Here is a 19,170-nt window from a genome sequence, read left to right on the forward strand (position 1 = left end):
ACAGCTACTTGATCCATCCCGTCGCCAGCGCATTCGCCAGCTCCGGCTGACCGTTGCGCCGTGCCAGCGCGGCCATCGCTTCGTGATCATAAGCGACGTGGCGGAACGTCACCTGCCAGGCTCCATTCGCCAGTCCGAGAAGCGCATAGCGCGCGTGCGGCGTGCCCGCCTCCACCATGTGCGGATAGGGATGCTTGTCACGAAAGCCGGGACTGCCCACGCTGCCGGGATTGACGACCAGCCGGCCGTCGCGAAGTCGCACGGCGCGGGCGAGATGGGTGTGGGCGCAGAGGATCAGGGACTGCGGAAGCCCCAGCGCGAATTGCTCGATGCGGTCGAGCGGTGACAGCGCCACCGTGCCGTCGGGATGCACGGTGTCGAGCCAATAGACTTCATCGTCATCCGGCGTCGCATGGCAGAGAAACACCTGGTCGCGGAACACCCGCGTCATCGGCTCCGCCCGCAACCAGTCGAGTTGAACGGGACTGAGCGCATCGTAGGCGGGCCGATCCCAGGATCCCATCTTCTCCGGCGGACGGTCGAGCAGATAGCGGTCGTGATTGCCGAGCACGTGAACGGCGTCGAGCGGCATCAGCATTTCGATCGTGCGGCGCGCATCGAGCGGGCCACTCAGCATGTCGCCGAGATTGACGATGTCGGTGATGCCGAGGGCACGGATGTCGGCGAGGACAGCCTCCAGGGCGAGATAGTTTCCGTGGACGTCTGCGATGGCCGCAAAGCGCATTGTCGTTATCCCTACTCTCGTGCCCGGAGGCAGCGCATCACGCAGTGGTGCGTTGCTGAGCCGTGGCCCATGGTGCGGCATTTCGGGCCCCGGCTCGCGCTCCGCGCGTCCGGGACACGCAACCTCATGCAGGAGGCGTGCCGTTGATCGCCAGCACGTGGCCGGCCAGATACAGCGACCCTGTGATCAGGATGCGCGGCGGCAGCTCATAGGCGAGCTTCGCCAAGGCGCGGAGCGCGGCTTCGACGCCCGAAACGGTCTCGACGCGCATGCCGAGGCTGCGCGCCGCGTCGGCGAGGCGATCGACCGGCATCGCGTTCTCGGTATCGGGAATCGGCACCGCGATGATGTGACGGGTGAGGCCGGCGAAATTGGCGAGAAAGCCCTGCGCATCCTTGTTGGCCATCATGCCGGCGATGACGACCAGCGGTCGCGACACCCGCTCTTCGAGGTCGCCCAGCGCCGCCGCTGCGACACGCCCGCCTTCCGCATTGTGTCCACCGTCGAGCCAAATCTCCGAGCCCTGCGGCCCAAGAGCGAGCAACTCGCCCGAGGTGATGCGCTGCATCCGCGCCGGCCATTCCGCGCCGACGATACCGGCCTCGAACGCCGCCTGATTGATCTTGAACGCGTTGGTGGCACGGAGAGTTGCGATCGCAAGGCCGGCGTTGTCGAACTGGTGGCGCCCGAACAGGCGCGGCGCCGTGAGATCCATCAACCCGCGATCATCGGAATAGACGAGACGCCCGTGCTCGACATTGACGTGCCAGCTCTCGTTCGCAGCAAACAGCGGCGCATGCATGCGCTTCGCCTGCGCCTCGATCACGGCCATCGCCTCGTCCCTCTGCTCGGCGCAAACCACGGGCACGCCGCGCTTGATGATTGCCGCCTTCTCGCCGGCGATCGACGTCAACGTGTCTCCGAGAAAATCCATGTGGTCCATGCTGACAGGCGTGATCACGCAGGCCGCCGGCGCATCGATCACATTGGTCGAATCGAGCCGGCCGCCGAGGCCGACTTCGAGCAACACCGCGTCCGCCGGGTTTTGTGCGAACAAATGAAACGCGGCGGCGGTCTTCAGCTCGAACAATGTCGCGGCTTCGCCGGCATTGACGCGCTCGACCTCTTCCAGCGCCGCGCGCAACTCGTCGTCACCGACCAGCACGCCACCGCCGACGCGGCCGAGCCGAAAGCATTCGTTGATGCGGACGAGATAGGGCGAGGTATAGGCGTGGACACGCAGGCCTGAAGCTTCCAGCGTCGCGCGCAGATAAGCCAGCGTCGAGCCCTTACCGTTGGTGCCGGCGATGTGGATCACCGGCGGCAGCTTGCTTTCAGGATGGCCGAGCCGCGCGAGCAGCCGGTGCATCCGCTCCAGCCCGAGATCGATGCGCTTCTGGTGCAGGGCCGACAGCCGCCCGATCAGCTCGCCGAGCGGCGTCTTCGCGCTGTCGGGGGACGCGTTCACGCGTGGGGCGCAGCCGGCGCCGTCTCAGCGGCCGATACGATCTGTGCCGGGCTGACGACAGGCTGCACCGATTTCGATACGCCTTCCTGTGCCGGCGCTTTGGTCAGCAGGCGGCAGAGCCGGGCCAGCGTCGGGCGCAACTCGTGGCGATGCACGACCATGTCGACCATGCCGTGCTCCTTGAGATATTCGGCACGCTGGAAACCTTCCGGGAGCTTTTCACGGATGGTCTGCTCGATGACGCGCGCGCCGGCAAAACCGATCAGCGCGCCCGGCTCGGCGATCTGCACGTCGCCCAGCATCGCGTAGGACGCGGTGACGCCGCCGGTGGTCGGATTGGTCAGCACGACGATATAGGGCTGCTTCGCCTCGCGCAGCATCTGCACGGCAACGGTCGTGCGCGGCATCTGCATCAGCGACAGGATGCCTTCCTGCATGCGCGCGCCGCCGGACGCGGCGAACACGATGAACGGCGACTTCTTCTCGACCGCAAGCTCGAGCCCGCGCACGATGGCTTCGCCCGCGGCCATGCCGAGCGAACCGCCCATGAAATCGAAATCCTGCACGGCGACGACGACGGCGGAGCCTTCGAGCTTGCCGTAGCCGACCTTGATCGCGTCGTTGAGATTGGTGCGCGCCCGCGCATCCTTGATGCGGTCGACGTATTTCTTCTCATCGCGGAACTTGAGCGGGTCGGGCGTCACTTCGGGCAACGCGACGTCGAACCAGGTCTCGTTGTCGAAGATCGACTTCAGACGCGCCACCGCGCCCATGCGCATGTGGTAGTTCGAGCCGGGGATGACGAACTGGTTGGCCTCGACGTCCTTGTAGAACACGAGCTGTCCGGAATCGGGGCACTTGATCCACAGATTCTCCGGCGTTTCCCGCCGCAGCATGTTGCGGATCTTCGGCCGGACCACATTGGTAAGCCAGTTCATGGTTTGCTCCGATGTGCGAACCCGCCTCGCGGATCGCCTGAAGGAATATATGGCGGTCGGGCCTCCGCCCGGCAAGCCGCCGTGTCGCCCGCGTTAAAGCATGATCCGGAAAAGTGCGACGCGGTTTTCCGGCAAGATCATGCTCAAACTAAAGAGCTAAAGCGGAATTATGGCCTATTCCGCCGCCTGTTGCGCGCCCTTGACGCCCTGGGCCAGGGCCGCCGTCAGCTCGGCCACGGCGTTAACGGTTTTGACGGTCGCCCGTCCGTCCGCATCGAGGCTGTTCTTGAGCGCATCGACCAGCGCGGTGCCGACCACCGAACCATCGGCCTTCTCCGCAATGGCGCGCGCCGCCTCCGGGGTGCGGATGCCGAAACCGACGCAGATCGGCAGCTTGGTATGCCGCTTGATGCGCGCGACAGCTTCGCCGACGACATTCGCGTCCGCCGCCGCTGCACCGGTGATGCCGGCGATAGAGACGTAGTAGACAAAGCCCGATGTGTTCGCGAGCACCGCCGGCAGACGCTTGTCGTCGGTGGTCGGCGTCGCCAGGCGGATGAAGTTCAGGCCCGCCTTCAGCGCAGGCAGGCAGAGCTCGTCGTCTTCCTCCGGCGGCAGATCGACAATGATCAAGCCGTCAACGCCTGATGTCTTGGCATCAGCCAAGAACTTGTCGACGCCGTAGATGTAGATCGGGTTGTAATAGCCCATCAGCACCAACGGCGTGACGTTGTCGTCCTTGCGGAAGTCGCGCACCAGTTCCAGCGTCCTTTTCAAGGTCATGCCGGCCTTGAGGGCGCGCAGACCTGCAGCCTGGATGGACGGGCCGTCGGCCATGGGGTCGGTGAAGGGGATGCCGAGTTCGATGACGTCGGCGCCCGCCTTCGGCAGCGCCTTGACGATTTCGAGCGACGTCGTGAGATCGGGATCGCCGGCCATCACATAGGTGACGAAGGCCGCGCGGCCCGCTTTCTTCAACTCGGCAAAACGAATGTCGATACGCGTGGTCACTTGCTCTTGCCCCTCAGGATGTCGCCGACCTGCGGGACGTCCTTGTCGCCGCGGCCGGAGAGGTTGACGACCATCAAGTGATCCCGGGGCCGCTTCGGCGCGAGCTCCATCACCTTGGCGATGGCATGCGCCGGCTCCAGCGCAGGGATGATGCCTTCGAGCTTCGACAGCAGCTGGAACGCGGCGAGCGCCTCGTCATCGGTCGCAGAGAGATAGTTGACCCGGCCGACGTCGTGCAGCCAGGAATGCTCGGGGCCGATGCCGGGATAGTCGAGGCCGGCCGAGATCGAATGCGCGTCCTGGATCTGGCCGTCGGCGTCCATCAGGAGATAGGTGCGGTTGCCATGGAGCACGCCGGGACGGCCGCCCGCGATCGATGCCGCATGCAGCTGCGTCAGGCCATGGCCGGCAGCCTCGACGCCGAAGATTTCGACCGAGGGATCATCGAGGAACGGATGGAACAGGCCCATCGCGTTCGAGCCGCCGCCGATGCAGGCGACCAGCGAGTCCGGCAAGCGGCCTTCGATCTCCTGCATCTGGGCCTTGGTCTCGTTGCCGATGATCGACTGGAAGTCGCGCACTAGCGTCGGATAAGGGTGCGGGCCCGCCACCGTACCGATGCAATAGAACGTGTTGTGGACGTTGGTGACCCAGTCGCGCAGCGCCTCGTTCATCGCATCCTTCAGCGTGCGCGTGCCCGACTGCACCGGCATCACCTTGGCGCCCAGCATCTCCATGCGGATCACGTTGGGCTGCTGTCGCTCGACGTCCACGGCGCCCATATAGACCACGCATTCGAGGCCGAAACGCGCGCACAGCGTCGCGGTGGCGACACCGTGCTGGCCCGCGCCGGTCTCGGCGATGATGCGCTTCTTGCCCATGCGCCGCGCCAGCATGATCTGGCCGAGCACGTTGTTCACCTTGTGCGAGCCGGTGTGGTTGAGCTCTTCGCGCTTGAGGTAGATCTTGGCGCCGCCGAGATGCTCGGTCAGGCGCTCGGCGAAATAGAGCGGGGAGGGCCGGCCGACATAGTTCTTGAGATAGCCGTTCATCTCGCCCTGGAACGCCGGGTCCGCCTTTGCCTCGGTGTAGGCCTTGTCCAGGTCGAGGATCAACGGCATCAGCGTTTCGGCGACGAAGCGGCCACCGAATATGCCGAAATGGCCGCGGTCATCGGGACCGCTGCGATAGGAATTTGGCTTGGCGATATTCATCGTACGCTCAACTCTCGATTTGCATCTTGGGTGGCGCGCGCGGCGCGGATGAAGGCCTTGATCATTTCGGGATCCTTGACGCCGGGAGCGCTCTCGACGCCGGAGGAGACGTCGACGCCGCCGGCGCGGGTGACGCGGAGCGCCTCGGCGAGGTTGTCGGCATGAAGCCCGCCGGAGACCATGTAGGGCAGCTTCAAATCAAGCTTTTCGAGCAGGTGCCAATCGAACGGCTCCCCCAAACCGCCGGGCCGCGTCGCATCCTTCGGCGCGCGCGCATCGAACAGGATACGATCGCCGACCGCGGCATAGCCGGGCAGCACGGCGAGATCGGCAGACGTTGCGACCGGGACCGCCTTCATCACGGGACGGCCGAATCGCTGCTTGATGTCGCGCAGCCGCGCGACGCTTTCCTTGCCGTGGAGCTGGAAAATGTCCGGCGACAGCGCGTCCATGATATTGTCGAGCGTCGCATCGTCGGCATCGACAGTGAGCGCCACCTTGAGCGCACGGCCCTTCACTTGGCGGCCGAGGTCACGGCCGAGCTCCAGGGACAGGTGCCGCGGCGACGGCGGAAAGAACACGAACCCCACCATGTCAGCGCCAGCGTCGAGCGCGACATCGAGCGTCTCGCGCGTGGACAGGCCGCAGATCTTGATGAGCAGGGACATGGTCTCAAAGCAAATGGAGGCCGCGGGTCCGCGGCCGGAAAACGGGCTTTCGGTTGCGGCCGCTTCTACAACGTCGCGCGCTGCTTGTCTCGCCCGACCGGCCCGTAAAGCCCCACCCCGATCGGGGCGGGTAGGCGCTGGGATTCCGGCCTTGCAGCTGCCACCTGAGCCCGCAGATCGGCCAGTTCGGCCCTGGCGGCCCGTGCCTCGGCCTCGTGCCGGCGCGCCGCGCGCCGCCAGCGCCGCTGACCGACCCAGACGGCAGAGCCGCCCGCGAAGACGCCGAGGACGGCGATCAGGATCAGGAGCAGGAACAGCGGCAGCGTGACCGACAGTGACGGGTCATTCGCAACGAAGGGGTCGAACGAAACCGTGATGAAATGCCGGTTGGCGACCGCGAAGGCCACCAGGATCACGCTCAGCGGAATGACGATCAGCGCGGTCAGGAACTTTCGCATCTCGCTTCGCTCGCCTTGAATCAAGCTTGCGGCCGCATCTTGCGACCGCAGGAAACCATGACGCTAGACTCAGTCCGGCGCGCCGGGATCCGGATGGTCGCGATTCAGCCGCTCGCGCATTTCCTTGCCGGTCTTGAAGAACGGAACGCTCTTCTGATCGACGGGCACATGGGCGCCGGTGCGTGGATTGCGCCCGGCGCGTGCAGGGCGATGCTTGACCGAGAAGGCACCGAAGCCGCGCAGCTCGACGCGATCACCGCGCGCGAGGGCCGCTACGATCTCTTCGAGAATCGCATTCACAATGTTCTCGACATCCCGCTGGTACAGATGCGGGTTGTGCTCGGCGATACGCTGAACAAGTTCGGATTTGATCATCGAGAGATAGGACCCGGGAGCGTGCGGATGACCATTTCCGTGAAAATACCTTGATCTGTCAAGACGCTAAATCAAGGTTGAGCGGCGTGAAAATGCGTGACAAATGCCGAAAAAGCGGGCTGCCCCGGCACCCGCCCCGCGGGAAAACCCTCCGCCGCTCGCCTTGACTCCGCTCAGTTTGACGCGGCCGGCTGCCACAGGGCCAGCATTCCATCCATTCCGAACCGATCAACCGCCTGCACGACGCCGGTTTGCCCGATTTGATGGGCAATCGAGCCCAAACCAAGGGCTTCCAGCGCGACAGCGGTCGCCGTCTTGAGGAACGTCAGATCGCCGAGGCGCGGCTGGAGCTTGTAATCGCGCACGCTGAGGCCCTTCTTGACCCCCTTCTGCTCGACCAGCCAGGTCACCGCCGTCTTCTCGTCGCCGATCTGGTCGATCAGCTTGAGATCGATCGCCTGGCGCCCGGTGAAGACCCGGCCATCGGCCACTTTCTCCAGCTGCGTGTCATCCATGCCACGCCGTTCCTTCACCAGCCCCCTGAACCAGGCGTAGGAATCCTTCACCAGGGCATCGAGCGCGGCACGCGCCTCGGGACTGGTGGGCTCGTAACCGTTGGGCGCGGCCTTCAGGGGCGACGACTTCACCTCCTCGACCTTGACGCCGATGGTCTTCAAGAGCTCGCTGACGTTCGGATATTGGAACAGCACGCCGATCGAGCCGACCAGGGAGCTCTGCTGGGCGACGATGTGGTCGCTCGCGATCGCAGTGATATAGCCGCCGGAGGCGGCAAGGCCCTCGACCACGACGACGAGCGGCTTCTTCGCCTTCAGACGGGTGAGCGAGTCGTAGAGCTGCTCGGAGCCGGCGGTGGTGCCGCCCGGCGAGTTGATGTGAACGATGACGGCCGCAGCTTGCGAATTCTCCAGCCGCTCCAGCGCCTGGGTGCGATCGGAATCGCTGCGGATCAGGCCCTCGATATTGACGCGCGCGATGGAGCCGGCAGATGCGAACGTGCCGCGCGCACCGGGCGTCGCAATCAGCGCAAAGCTTGCAATCGCGGCGACCGCGATCAAAGCGGCCGTCACGCGCCAGAACGTCAGCTTGCGGCGAATTCTGCGGCGGTCGACGATGATGTCCGAATCGAGCGACATCTGGATATCTCCAAAATGAAAGGCCGGGCGCGTCGTGCCGTCACGGCGTGAGCATTAGCTTATCTCGATACATCAATTGCGGCGCAATTTGAAGAAAACAAGGCTCGGCGGCTACGTCGGCCGAGATGCCGCCACATCCTCCGCTGTCCTCCCGGAGTTACCGGATTGCGTCAAACCACTCCCTTTGGCTATGGCGCCCGGATCTAGGCGCGCTTTCGGCGCGCTTGTCCGGGACGACGACTGCGTTCGTGGGGACAACAAAAAAGCCCCGGCTCGCGCCGGGGCTTTGATGTCAGCGAAACGCAGGTTTCGCTTACTTGCTATCGCGGTTCTTGAGCGCGGTGCCCAGGATGTCGCCGAGCGTCGCACCCGAATCGGAGGAGCCGTACTGCGCGATGGCTTCCTTCTCTTCGGCGACTTCGAGCGCCTTGATCGACACCTGGACCTTGCGGGCCTTCTTGTCGAACTGGATCACGCGGGCATCGACCTTCTCGCCGACGGCAAAGCGTTCGGCGCGCTGGTCGTTGCGGTCACGGGCGAGCTCGGAGCGCTTGATGAAGGTCGAGAAGTCGGTGCCGGTGATCTTCACCTCGATACCGCTCTCCTTCACTTCGAGCACTTCGCAGGTCACGACCGCGCCCTTCTTGACATCGCCCGGCTCGGCGAAGGGGTCGCCTTCGAGCTGCTTGATGCCGAGCGAGATGCGCTCCTTCTCGACGTCCACATCGAGCACCACGGCCTTCACCATGTCGCCCTTCTTGTAGTTGTCGATCACCTGCTCGCCCGGAAGCTTCCAGTCGAGGTCCGAGAGATGGACCATGCCGTCGACGTCGCCCTCGAGGCCCAGGAACAGACCGAACTCGGTCTTGTTCTTGACCTCGCCCTCGACCACCGAACCGGTCGGGTGACCTTCGACGAAGACCTCCCAGGGGTTGCGCATGGTCTGCTTGAGGCCGAGCGAGATGCGGCGCTTGACCGAATCGACTTCCAGGACCTGCACGTCGACTTCCTGCGAGGTCGACACGATCTTGCCGGGGTGCATGTTCTTCTTGGTCCACGACATCTCGGAGACGTGGATCAGACCTTCGATGCCCGGCTCGAGCTCGACGAACGCACCGTAGTCGGTGATGTTGGTGACGCGGCCGGTGAAGCGGGCACCCAACGGGTACTTGGCTTCGATGCCCTGCCACGGATCGTCCAGCAGCTGCTTCATGCCCAGCGAGATGCGGTGCGTCTCGTGGTTGATCTTGATGATCTTGACCTTCACGGTCTGGCCGATCGAGAGCACCTCGGTCGGGTGGTTGACGCGGCGCCACGCGATGTCGGTGACGTGCAGCAGGCCGTCGATGCCGCCGAGGTCAACGAACGCACCGTAATCGGTGATGTTCTTGACCACGCCGTCGATGACCTGACCCTCTTCGAGGTTCTGCACCAGCTCCTGGCGCTGCTCGGCGCGGGTCTCTTCCAGCACGGTGCGGCGGGAGACGACGATGTTGCCGCGGCGACGGTCCATCTTGAGGATCTGGAACGGCTGCGAGTTGTTCATCAGCGGCGCAACGTCGCGGATCGGACGAATGTCGACCTGCGAGCGCGGCAGGAAGGCCACGGCACCGTCGAGATCGACCGTGAAGCCGCCCTTGACCTGGTTGAAGATGACGCCGTTGACCTTCTCGTTGTTCTGGAACGCCTTCTCGAGCTTGCCCCAGCTCTCTTCGCGGCGCGCCTTGTCGCGCGACAGCACGGCTTCGCCGAGGGCGTTCTCGATGCGATCGAGGAACACTTCCACCTCGTCGCCGACCTTCAGTTCACTGTCACGGCCGGGGCCGGAAAATTCGCGCAGGGCGACGCGGCCCTCGGTCTTCAGGCCGACGTCGATGACGGCCATGTCCTTTTCAATTGCAACCACCTTGCCCTTGACGACGGAGCTTTCCTGCAGGTTGCCGCCTGCGAAGGACTCGTCGAGCATCGCGGCGAAATCGTCGCGCGAGGGGCTATAGGTATCAGCAGAAGTCGAAGCCATTTGTTCTCCAATTGCGGATGTCGTGCCGGCCGTTGGGTTCATGGGCGCATCGCACGCGCAGTGTCGGAAGGTCCGCAAAACCTTCGAGCGACCGCTCGCTGCTCCGGCTCGCACCGAAACGGCGGAAGCGGGCCGGCTGGGCCCGCGCGTTCAATACGTGGAAATCTTTCGTCCGGAGCCTGGATCGCACCGGTCCCGAAACGAAGGACCTGACGTATCGACCTCAACGAGCGGGAGCGGGCACTTCCTCCAATGACGGCGGCGGCTTAACCCCGCGACCGGCCCGCTCGGACAGCCTCGATAATGTCGATGGCGGCCCGGACGCCGCCTTCTATATCCAGTTGGGAGTTATCTAGCAAGTAAGCATCCGGGGCCGGTTTCAAAGGCGCAATCGGCCGATTCTTGTCGCGTTCGTCGCGCTGGAGGATGTCGGCAAGCACGGCCGCCTCGTCCGCCTCCTCGCCCCTCGCCCTGGCCTCCATGGTCCGGCGGCGGGCGCGAACCTTGGGGTCGGCGACGACGAAGATCTTCACGTCGGCATGCGGGCAGATCACGGTTCCAATGTCGCGGCCATCCAGCACCGCGCCGGGCGGATCGGCCGCGAACTGGCGCTGGAAATTGACCAGGACCTCGCGAACCCTGGGGATCGCCGAGACGATGGAAGCGCCCTCGCCGGCCTTCTGGGTCTTGAGGGCGGGATTGCCGAACTTTTCGGGATCGAGCTCCAAAGCCGCCTGCACGGCGGCCGTCTCGTCGGTGAGATCGTGGCCGGACTGCATCAGGGCGTAGGCCACCGCGCGATAGATCACGCCGGTATCGAGATGACGATAGCCGTAATGGTGAGCCAGACGCTTGCCGAGCGTCCCCTTGCCCGAAGCCGCGGGCCCGTCGATAGCGATGATCATGAAAACTCGGCCCCTAGCGAACGCATCATCGGAATGAAATCCGGAAAGCTGGTGGCGATGAAGGCGGTGTCGTCGACGCTCACGGGCTGGTCGGAGGCGCAGCCCATCACCAGCGCGGACATCGCGATGCGATGGTCCATATGGGTGGCGACGGTGCCGCCGCCGGGAACGTGACCGCGGCCTTCGACAATCAGATCGTCGCCGGAGATCTCGACCTTCACGCCGTTGACGCGCAGCATGGCAGCGGTTGCCTCAAGGCGATCGGATTCCTTGACGCGCAGCTCGTGCAGGCCGCGCATGATGGTGGTGCCCTCGGCAAAGGACGCCGCCACCGCCAGCACCAGATATTCGTCGATCATCGAGGGCGCACGCTCCGGCGGCACCTCGACGCCACGGAGCTTCGAGGCCCGTACGCGCAATTGCGCCATCGGCTCGCCGGCGTCCCCGCGGACGTCGCGTTCCTCGATGGAAGCGCCCATCTCGCGCAGTGTGGTGAACAGGCCCGTGCGCAGCGGATTGGTCATGACGTCGGACAGGACGACATCGGAGCCCTCGACGATCAATGCTGCGACCACCGGGAAAGCCGCCGAGGACGGATCGGCGGGCACCACCACGGCGGCGCCGTGCAGCTCGGGCTGGCCCTTGAGCGTGATACGGCGGCCATGCGCGCCCTCTCGCGCCGAGGAAATGTCGGCCCCAAAATGCTTCAGCATCAATTCAGTATGATCGCGGCTGGCTTCAGTCTCGATCACGGTCGTGGTGCCCGGTGCGGCGAGGCCCGCCAGCAACACCGCCGATTTGATCTGGGCCGAGGCGACCGGGGTCGTGTAGGTGATCGGCAACGGATCGCGCGCGCCCTGAAGGGTCAGAGGCAGACGGCCGCCCTCGCCACCGGAAATGACCCTCGCGCCCATCTTTTCGAGGGGATCGAGGATCCGGCGCATCGGGCGGCTGCGGAGCGAGGCATCGCCGTCGAACACCGCCGAGATCGGACAGCCCGCGACGGCGCCCATGACCAGCCGGCAGCCGGTGCCGGAGTTGCCGAAATCCAAGGGCGCCCTGGGCGGGGCGAAGCCCGCGACGCCGACGCCGTTCACCTTCCAGGCGAAATCGCCGGTGCGCTCGACCCCGGCGCCCAGCGCCTGCATGGATTTGGCGGTGTTGAGAACGTCCTCGCCTTCCAGAAGGCCCGAAATCCTGGTCTCACCGACCGCGAGCGCACCCAGGATGAGAGCCCGATGAGAAATCGACTTGTCCCCGGGCACCCGTACTTTCCCGGTCAGGGGACCGCTGGCGCGAGACTGAAGCGGCCTCGGTTGGTCGGAATGAGTCAAGATTGTGTCCTTGGATGAGCCCCGAGGGGACTGCGGCGCAGGTACCACATGGCCCCGGCCCCGTCACGGGCATGTCGTTCTCCCGTAATGCGCTATTGACAGCGGCCCGCCAACTAGCCAAGTGAAACACCGCTTTTCAGACATTCCCAGGATTCCTGCCGTGGCCAAGTCCGAACTCGGAACTAAACGTATTTGCCCGACCACGGGCAAGAAGTTCTATGACCTCAACAAGAATCCGGTGATCTCGCCCTATACCGGCGAAGTGGTGCCGATCGCCCCGGTGGCGCCGGCGCGCGCGCCCCGCGGCGCCGAAGCCCGACACGCGGCGACGGCGGATGCTACGCCCGAGCCGGCAGAGGTCGAAGAGGTCTCGCTGGAGGAGGCCGACGCCGAGGAGAACACCGGCAAGGTCAAGGCCGTGGTGCCCGAATCCGAGGACGATATCGAGGTCGACGAGACCCTCGATGACGACGATGACGATGATTCGACCTTCATTGCAGACGAAGAAGAAGGCGATGAGGACGTGACCGACATCATTGGTGATGTCGGAGGTGATGAAGAGACTTGAGATCAGCCCTGATCTGTGAAAAAGGGTGCACCGCGCGAGTCACCAGGGCTCGCCGGCTGGGGTGAACCACCAGGGTTCGTCCCGCGAGGACTAAGGGGCCATAGCTCAGCTGGGAGAGCGCTTGCATGGCATGCAAGAGGTCGGCGGTTCGATCCCGCCTGGCTCCACCAGCCTTCGCTGGCTTCGCCAGCTACGGCTCGGCAGGCCAGCTCCGCTCTGTCGTAGCGAAGCTAGCGAAGGCTGCCGCGGCGTAGCCCGAAGGGCGAAGCCGGGCCTCGGCAAGCGCATGCATATCCAATAGGCTGAACGGCGGAGACGATCCGCCGTGAAGTACGTCTACATCCTTGAGACCCTCGATTCCCTCCACTTCTATGTCGGGATTACCGACGACCTGCGCGCCCGATTGACGAAGCACAATGCTGGCGAGGTACCTCACACCTCGAAATTCGGACCTTGGCGTGTTAAGACTTATGTCGCTTTCAGTAACGAAAAGCAGGCAATCGCGTTCGAAAGGTACCTAAAGTCAGCGTCCGGCCGCGCGTTCGCCAAGAAGCGCCTCTAACCTCCCCTACTCCCCGATCACCGCGTTCAGCCGATCCCTCAACGCCACGATCTCGTCCTTCATCGCCACCAACTCCGACACCGAGCAGTCCGACGCCGCCAGGATCGACTGCGGCACGGCCCGCGCCTTGTCCTTCAGCGCGTGTCCTTGCGCCGTCAGCGCGATCAGGACCTGACGCTCGTCCTCGCTCGAGCGGGTGCGCTTGACGAGATGGGCGGCCTCCAGCCGCTTGAGCAGCGGCGTCAGTGTGCCCGAATCCAGGAACAATCTTTCGCCGATGTCCTTGACCGGAACGTCGTCGCGCTCCCACAGCACCAGCATGACGAGATATTGCGGATAGGTCAGGCCGAGCCGGTCCAAAAGCGGCTTGTAGACGCGGTTGAAGGCATGCGCGGCTGAATAGACCGCGAAGCAGATCTGGTTGTCGAGCCGCAGCGGCGCGTCCGCTGCCGATGATTTTCGAGGCATGGAGAATCTCTTCAGGACTTGTCTCATTCTGGCGCCCCGCGCCGGCACATTCAATTGCGAACAATTAAATGTGAAGCGGTGCAATTTCAATTGCGCGCAATCTAATTGCCTGCGATATAGATCGCGTCCCAACGAACCCCCAAGGGAGACGACAATGTCCGTGAACGTCCTCTACAAGACCAGCGCCAAGGCGACCGGCGGCCGCGACGGCCATGCTGCAACCCTCGACGGCGCGCTCGACGTCAAGCTGACCACGCCGAAGGAGCTCGGCGGTGGCGGCGGCGCCGGCAACAATCCCGAGCAGCTGTTCGCGGCCGGCTATGCCGCCTGCTTCATCGGCGCGATGAAGTTCGTGGCCTCGCAGGGCGGCCCCAAGGTTCCGGCTGACGCCTCCGTCACCTCGACCGTCGGCATCGGCCCGCGCTCCGAGGGCGGCTTCGGCCTCGATATCGACCTCGCCGTCTCGCTGCCGGGCCTCGCCCGCGCTGAGGCCGAGGCGCTGGTCGAGAAGGCGCACCAGGTGTGCCCCTACTCCAACGCCACGCGCGGCAATGTCGACGTTCGCCTGACGGTCGTCTGACCGGAACGGTGGATCGGCCGGTCCGAAATCCCCCTCGGGCCGGCCGCTTCCGCCGATTTGCCATTCTGCGGGATGGCGCCGTGGCGGCGCGCATACGCCCCTGCCCGCGGGGCCATTGCCGGCCTGCACGAACCTCGCTAGGCCTGTGATCAATTGTCGACACAGGGAAAGCGAAGGCATGAGTTCTGAAGCCGCCACAGGTGCCATGAGTGGGCTGCGCGTCATCGATCTCACGCGCGTGCTCGGCGGACCCTACTGCACCCAGATCCTCGCCGACCATGGCGCCGACGTGATCAAGGTCGAGCCGCCCGCGGGCGACGAAGTGCGCGACTGGGGCCCTCCCTTCCACGACGACGACGCCGCCTATTTCATCGGCATCAACCGCAACAAGCGCTCGATCGGTCTCGACCTCGCCTCCGAGGGCGGCCGTGCCGTGCTGCTCAAGATGCTGGAGAGCGCCGACGTCCTGATCGAGAATTTCAAGCCGGGTACGCTGGAGAAATGGGGCATCGGCAACGAGGTGCTGCGCGAGAAATTCCCGCGCCTCGTGCACTGCCGGATCTGCGGCTTCGGTGCCGACGGCCCGCGCGGCGGCAATCCCGGCTATGACGCCATCATCCAGGCCATGACCGGCATGATTGCGGCGACCGGCTCGCCCGAGAGTGGGCCGATGCGGATCGGCGTGCCCCTGGTCGACATCGGCACCGGCCTCTATGCCGCGATCGGCATCCTGATGGCGCTGTCGGAGCGGCAGCGCTCCGGCAAGGGCCAGTTCCTGGAGACCACGCTGTACGAGACCGGCCTTGCCATCATGCATCCGCACACCGCGAATTATTTCATGCATGGCAAGCCGCCCTCGCTCACCGGCAACGAGCATCCCAACCTCGTGCCCTACGCGATCTTCCCGACCAAGACCGACGACATCTTCATCGGCGTCGGCAACGACGGCACCTTCCGCAAGCTCGCCAAGGAGATCGGCAAGCCCGAGCTGGGAACCGATCCGCGCTTTGCCCGCAACAAGGACCGCATCGCCAATCGCGAGGCGTTGCGCGCCGAGCTCGCCGCGGTGTTCAGCCAGCACGAGGCCGAGCCGCTGTGCAACCGCCTGCTCGCCGCAGGGCTCCCCGCAGGGCCCGTGCAGAAGATCGATCAGGCGCTGACGAACCCGCACACGATCGCGCGCGGCGATATCATCGAGAAGGATTGGTACAAGGGCGTCGCCTCGCCGATCCGGCTCGGCCGCAGCAAGCCGAGCCTGCGCCGGCTGCCGCCGAAATTCAGCCAGCACTCGGCAGAGGTGCTGGGCGAGTTCGGCTACTCCAAGGCCGAGATCGCCGCGATGGTCGAAAAGGGCACCGTCTGCGGCCCCGAGCGCAAGCGCTAGGGGCCCATCGCCTTCCTCCGGACGAACGATGCCGCACTGCGGCGTGCGCACGCATGTGCAGCGCGAACGGATTTGGCTACCTGCTCCGTCTTCGCCTATTTGACGACTTCCCTTTTCGAGCGCTTGCCGCTTTCGTTTCTCCCGCTTACACAGTCATGTGAACGTCATATGGCGCTGCTAGCGCAAGCGCTTCTTAGTGACGGGCAAGGGAGGTTTTCTTGATGGCTCTTCGACATTTTGGTGCGGCTGCCGCACTCGCGTTCACAGTTGGCCTGACGGCCTCGCCGGCCTTCGCTGTGACGGAAATCCAGTGGTGGCATGCGATGACGGGCGCGAACAACGACGTCATCGTCAAGCTTGCCAACGACTTCAACACGTCGCAGAGCGACTACAAGGTGATCCCGACCTACAAGGGCAACTACGCCGACACGATGAACGCCGGCATCGCGGCGTTCCGCGCCGGCAACGCGCCGCACATCATGCAGGTGTTCGAGGTCGGCACTGCCACGATGATGTCCGCCACCGGCGCCGTGAAGCCCGTCTACAAGCTGATGGCCGAGACCGGCGAGAAGTTCGATCCAAAAGCCTATCTGCCCGCGATCACCGGCTACTATTCGACCTCGAAGGGCGAGATGCTGTCCTTCCCCTTCAACTCGTCGTCGACCGTGATGTGGGTCAATCTCGACGCGCTGAAGAAGGCCAATGTCGAGATTCCCAAGACCTGGCCTGAGGTATTCGACGCGGCCAAGAAGCTGAAGGCGGCCGGCAGCGCCACCTGCGGCTTCTCCAACTCCTGGGTCACCTGGGTCAATCTCGAGCAGCTCTCCGCCTGGCACAACGTGCCGCTCGCCAGCAAGGCCAACGGCCTCGACGGCTTCGACACCGTGCTCTCCTTCAACGGGCCGCTCCAGGTCAAGCATCTCGAAAATCTGGTCGAGCTCCAGAAGGACAAGACCTACGATTATGCCGGCCGCACCAACACCGGCGAAGGCCGCTTCACGTCGGGCGAATGTCCGCTCTACCTGACGTCGTCCGCCTTCTTCGGCAACGTCAAGGCGCAGGCCAAGTTCGCCTTCACCGCGGTGCCGATGCCCTACTATCCCGACGTGAAGGGCGCGCCGCAGAACTCGATCATCGGCGGCGCCTCGCTCTGGATGATGGGCGGCAAGTCGGCCGACGAATACAAGGGCGTGGCGAAATTCCTGACCTTCCTCTCGGACACCGATCGCCAGGTCTTCATCCACAAGTCCTCGGGCTATCTGCCGATCACCAAGGCTGCCTATGACAAGGCCAAGGCGGACGGCTTCTACAAGGACCAGCCCTATCTCGAGACGCCACTGCTCGAGCTGACCAACAAGGAGCCGACCGAGAACTCCCGCGGCCTGCGCCTCGGCAACATGGTGCAGCTCCGCGACGTCTGGGCGGAAGAGATCGAGCAGGCGCTGGCCGGCAAGAAGACCGCCAAGCAGGCGCTGGACGCGGCCGTCGAGCGCGGTAACACGATGCTGCGTCAATTCGAAAAGACCGCCGTCAAGTGAGACGATCAGCGGCAGGCCGGTGACCCCGGCCTGCCGCTCTGGGGCATCATGCAAAAGCAAGCCATCTTCCAATCGAAGCTGTTGCCCTACGCGCTGGTTGCGCCGCAGCTGGCGATCGTCCTGATTTTCTTCTACTGGCCGGCCCTGCAGGCGGTGATCCAGTCCTTCCTGCTCCAGGATGCCTTCGGCCTGTCGACGACCTTCGTCTGGTTCGAGAATTATCTCGATCTCATGAAGGACGGCGCCTATTTCGAGGCGATCGTCCGGACCTTCTTCTTCTCGTTCGCCATCGCGGTCTCATCGCTGTCGTTTGCGCTGTTGCTCGCCGTGATGGCGGACAAGCCGCTGCGCGGCTCAATGCTCTACCGGACGCTGCTGATCTGGCCCTATGCGGTGGCGCCGCCGGTCGTCGGCGTGCTCTGGATCTTCATGCTGCACCCCTCGCTGGGCGTACTCTCGCGATATTTGCGCGCCCTCGGCGTCGACTGGAATCCGCTGCTCGACGGCGACCAGGCCGCGGCGCTGATCATCCTCGCCGCCGCGTGGAAGCAGATCTCCTACAACTTCCTGTTCTTCCTCGCCGGCCTGCAGAGCATCCCCAAGAGCGTGCTCGAGGCCGCGGCGATCGACGGCGCGCGGCCGATGCGCAGGTTCTGGACGGTGACCTTCCCGCTGCTGTCGCCCACCATCTTTTTCCTGCTCGTCGTCAATATCGTCTACGCCTTCTTCGACACGTTCGGCATCATCGACACCATGACCCGGGGCGGCCCCGGCAAGTCGACGGAGACGCTGGTCTACAAGGTCTATACCGACGGCCTGCTCGGCGGAAATCTCGGCAGCTCGGCGGCACAATCGGTGATCCTGATGATCATGGTCATCGTGCTGACGGGAATCCAGTTCCGCTTCGTCGAACGCAAGGTGACCTACTGATGGTGGAGGAAGAAGGCTTTCGGCGCTACATCGCCCACATCATCCTATGGATCGGGATCGCGATCGTCGCCTTCCCGGTCTATCTCGCCTTCGTCGCCTCGACCCAGGACAACGCGGTGATCGCCAACGGCCAGATGTCGCTGCTGCCGGGCGGCCATTTCCTGCAAACCTACTACCAGACCATCTTCGTCGGCACGAGCGGCTCGACCCGCGAGCCGGTCGGCAACATGATGCTCAACTCGCTCGTAATGGCGCTCCTGATCGCGGTCGGCAAGATCACGGTCTCGATCATCTCCGCCTATGCGATCGTCTATTTTCGCTTTCCGTTTCGGATGGCGATCTTCTGGATCATTTTCATCACCTTGATGCTGCCGGTCGAGGTGCGCATCTATCCGACCTACAAGATCGTCGCTGATCTGCACATGCTCGACAGCTATGCCGGCCTGGCACTCCCGCTGATCGCATCCGCGACCGCGACACTGCTGTTCCGGCAGTTCTTCATGACGGTGCCGGACGAGCTTCTGGAAGCCTCGCGCATCGACGGCGCCGGGCCCTTCCGCTTCTTCTGGGATACGCTGCTGCCGCTGTCGCGCACCAACATGGCCGCGCTGTTCGTGATCCTGTTCATCCTCGGCTGGAATCAATATCTCTGGCCGCTGCTGATCACCACGCGCGACGACATGCAGACCATCCAGATCGGCATCCGCAAGATGATCACCACCACCGACGCGCTGACCGAATGGCCGATCGTGATGGCAACCGCCGTGCTGGCCATGCTGCCGCCGGTGTTCGTCGTCGTCGTCATGCAGAAGCTGTTCGTGCGCGGACTGGTCGAGACGGAAAAGTAGAG

20 protein-coding genes and 1 tRNA gene are annotated in these 19,170 nt (G+C 64.4%); 8 read left to right on the forward strand and 13 right to left on the reverse strand.

Annotation, left to right across the window (positions count from 1 at the left end; genetic code table 11):
* Positions 1-4: 4 nt before the first annotated feature.
* The 12 genes from RX330_RS00395 to aroA form a co-directional block, all read right to left on the reverse strand.
* The gene (locus RX330_RS00395) at positions 5-745 is read right to left on the reverse strand and encodes a metallophosphoesterase family protein (protein WP_317241688.1); all 741 of its coding nucleotides are present in this window, start codon (positions 743-745) and stop codon (positions 5-7) included.
* 124 nt (positions 746-869) lie between these two features.
* Positions 870-2,213, reverse strand: a complete 1,344-nt coding sequence (locus RX330_RS00400) for a bifunctional folylpolyglutamate synthase/dihydrofolate synthase (RefSeq protein ID WP_317241689.1) — start codon at positions 2,211-2,213, stop codon at positions 870-872.
* The gene (gene accD / locus RX330_RS00405; RefSeq protein WP_212083356.1) at positions 2,210-3,151 is read right to left on the reverse strand and encodes an acetyl-CoA carboxylase, carboxyltransferase subunit beta; all 942 of its coding nucleotides are present in this window, start codon (positions 3,149-3,151) and stop codon (positions 2,210-2,212) included. The genes RX330_RS00400 and accD overlap by 4 nt, the downstream gene beginning before the upstream one ends.
* A 174-nt stretch (positions 3,152-3,325) precedes the next feature.
* Positions 3,326-4,162: a tryptophan synthase subunit alpha gene (gene trpA, locus RX330_RS00410; RefSeq protein WP_317241690.1), complete on the reverse strand. Its 837-nt coding sequence runs from the start codon at positions 4,160-4,162 to the stop codon at positions 3,326-3,328.
* A complete protein-coding gene (gene trpB, locus RX330_RS00415; RefSeq protein ID WP_212083346.1) occupies positions 4,159-5,376 on the reverse strand; it encodes a tryptophan synthase subunit beta in 1,218 nt (405 codons plus the stop codon). The genes trpA and trpB overlap by 4 nt, the downstream gene beginning before the upstream one ends.
* Positions 5,373-6,044, reverse strand: a complete 672-nt coding sequence (locus tag RX330_RS00420; protein ID WP_212083344.1) for a phosphoribosylanthranilate isomerase — start codon at positions 6,042-6,044, stop codon at positions 5,373-5,375. The genes trpB and RX330_RS00420 overlap by 4 nt, the downstream gene beginning before the upstream one ends.
* 65 nt (positions 6,045-6,109) lie before the next feature.
* The gene (locus RX330_RS00425; RefSeq protein ID WP_317241691.1) at positions 6,110-6,502 is read right to left on the reverse strand and encodes a lipopolysaccharide assembly protein LapA domain-containing protein; all 393 of its coding nucleotides are present in this window, start codon (positions 6,500-6,502) and stop codon (positions 6,110-6,112) included.
* 69 nt (positions 6,503-6,571) lie between these two features.
* Positions 6,572-6,877 (reverse strand): integration host factor subunit beta, encoded by a 306-nt coding sequence (locus RX330_RS00430; protein ID WP_007598410.1) that lies wholly within the window; start codon positions 6,875-6,877, stop codon positions 6,572-6,574.
* A 173-nt stretch (positions 6,878-7,050) separates the two neighbouring features.
* A complete protein-coding gene (gene sppA, locus RX330_RS00435) occupies positions 7,051-8,031 on the reverse strand; it encodes a signal peptide peptidase SppA (protein ID WP_317241692.1) in 981 nt (326 codons plus the stop codon).
* 313 nt (positions 8,032-8,344) lie between these two features.
* Positions 8,345-10,051 carry a 30S ribosomal protein S1 gene (rpsA, locus tag RX330_RS00440; protein ID WP_100178633.1) on the reverse strand — a complete coding sequence of 569 codons (1,707 nt, stop codon included), beginning with the start codon at positions 10,049-10,051 and terminating at the stop codon, positions 8,345-8,347.
* A gap of 266 nt (positions 10,052-10,317) precedes the next feature.
* Positions 10,318-10,956, reverse strand: a complete 639-nt coding sequence (gene cmk / locus RX330_RS00445) for a (d)CMP kinase (RefSeq protein WP_317241693.1) — start codon at positions 10,954-10,956, stop codon at positions 10,318-10,320.
* Complete coding sequence (aroA, locus tag RX330_RS00450) at positions 10,953-12,290, reverse strand: 3-phosphoshikimate 1-carboxyvinyltransferase (RefSeq protein ID WP_317241694.1); 1,338 nt, start codon at positions 12,288-12,290, stop codon at positions 10,953-10,955. The genes cmk and aroA overlap by 4 nt, the downstream gene beginning before the upstream one ends.
* Before the next feature lie 160 nt (positions 12,291-12,450).
* Here aroA and RX330_RS00455 point away from each other — a divergent pair, with 160 nt between their 5' ends.
* From RX330_RS00455 to RX330_RS00465, 3 genes are all read left to right on the forward strand, one after another.
* Positions 12,451-12,858: a TIGR02300 family protein gene (locus tag RX330_RS00455; protein WP_212083327.1), complete on the forward strand. Its 408-nt coding sequence runs from the start codon at positions 12,451-12,453 to the stop codon at positions 12,856-12,858.
* A gap of 94 nt (positions 12,859-12,952) precedes the next feature.
* A tRNA-Ala gene (locus RX330_RS00460) sits at positions 12,953-13,028 on the forward strand.
* A gap of 155 nt (positions 13,029-13,183) precedes the next feature.
* Positions 13,184-13,420 (forward strand): GIY-YIG nuclease family protein, encoded by a 237-nt coding sequence (locus RX330_RS00465; RefSeq protein WP_212083320.1) that lies wholly within the window; start codon positions 13,184-13,186, stop codon positions 13,418-13,420.
* Positions 13,421-13,426: 6 nt separating this feature from the next.
* Here the strand turns inward: RX330_RS00465 and RX330_RS00470 are convergent, their stop codons facing one another.
* Positions 13,427-13,888 (reverse strand): MarR family winged helix-turn-helix transcriptional regulator, encoded by a 462-nt coding sequence (locus RX330_RS00470; RefSeq protein WP_212083318.1) that lies wholly within the window; start codon positions 13,886-13,888, stop codon positions 13,427-13,429.
* 154 nt (positions 13,889-14,042) lie between these two features.
* Between RX330_RS00470 and RX330_RS00475 the strand changes: the two genes are divergently transcribed.
* The 5 genes from RX330_RS00475 to ugpE all read left to right on the forward strand — a co-directional run bounded on the left by RX330_RS00475 (position 14,043) and on the right by ugpE (position 19,168).
* Positions 14,043-14,468 carry an organic hydroperoxide resistance protein gene (locus RX330_RS00475; protein ID WP_061023501.1) on the forward strand — a complete coding sequence of 142 codons (426 nt, stop codon included), beginning with the start codon at positions 14,043-14,045 and terminating at the stop codon, positions 14,466-14,468.
* Positions 14,469-14,646: 178 nt separating this feature from the next.
* Positions 14,647-15,852, forward strand: coding sequence for a CaiB/BaiF CoA transferase family protein (locus RX330_RS00480; protein WP_249153194.1), 1,206 nt, complete (start codon positions 14,647-14,649; stop codon positions 15,850-15,852).
* A 221-nt stretch (positions 15,853-16,073) separates the two neighbouring features.
* A complete protein-coding gene (ugpB, locus tag RX330_RS00485; protein ID WP_317241695.1) occupies positions 16,074-17,390 on the forward strand; it encodes a sn-glycerol-3-phosphate ABC transporter substrate-binding protein UgpB in 1,317 nt (438 codons plus the stop codon).
* A 48-nt stretch (positions 17,391-17,438) separates the two neighbouring features.
* Complete coding sequence (gene ugpA / locus RX330_RS00490; protein WP_317241696.1) at positions 17,439-18,320, forward strand: sn-glycerol-3-phosphate ABC transporter permease UgpA; 882 nt, start codon at positions 17,439-17,441, stop codon at positions 18,318-18,320.
* Positions 18,320-19,168: a sn-glycerol-3-phosphate ABC transporter permease UgpE gene (gene ugpE, locus RX330_RS00495; RefSeq protein WP_317241697.1), complete on the forward strand. Its 849-nt coding sequence runs from the start codon at positions 18,320-18,322 to the stop codon at positions 19,166-19,168. The genes ugpA and ugpE overlap by 1 nt, the downstream gene beginning before the upstream one ends.
* Positions 19,169-19,170 lie beyond the last annotated feature (2 nt).

Source organism: Bradyrhizobium sp. NDS-1 (assembly GCF_032918005.1).
In the GTDB taxonomy this organism is placed as follows: domain Bacteria; phylum Pseudomonadota; class Alphaproteobacteria; order Rhizobiales; family Xanthobacteraceae; genus Bradyrhizobium; species Bradyrhizobium tunisiense.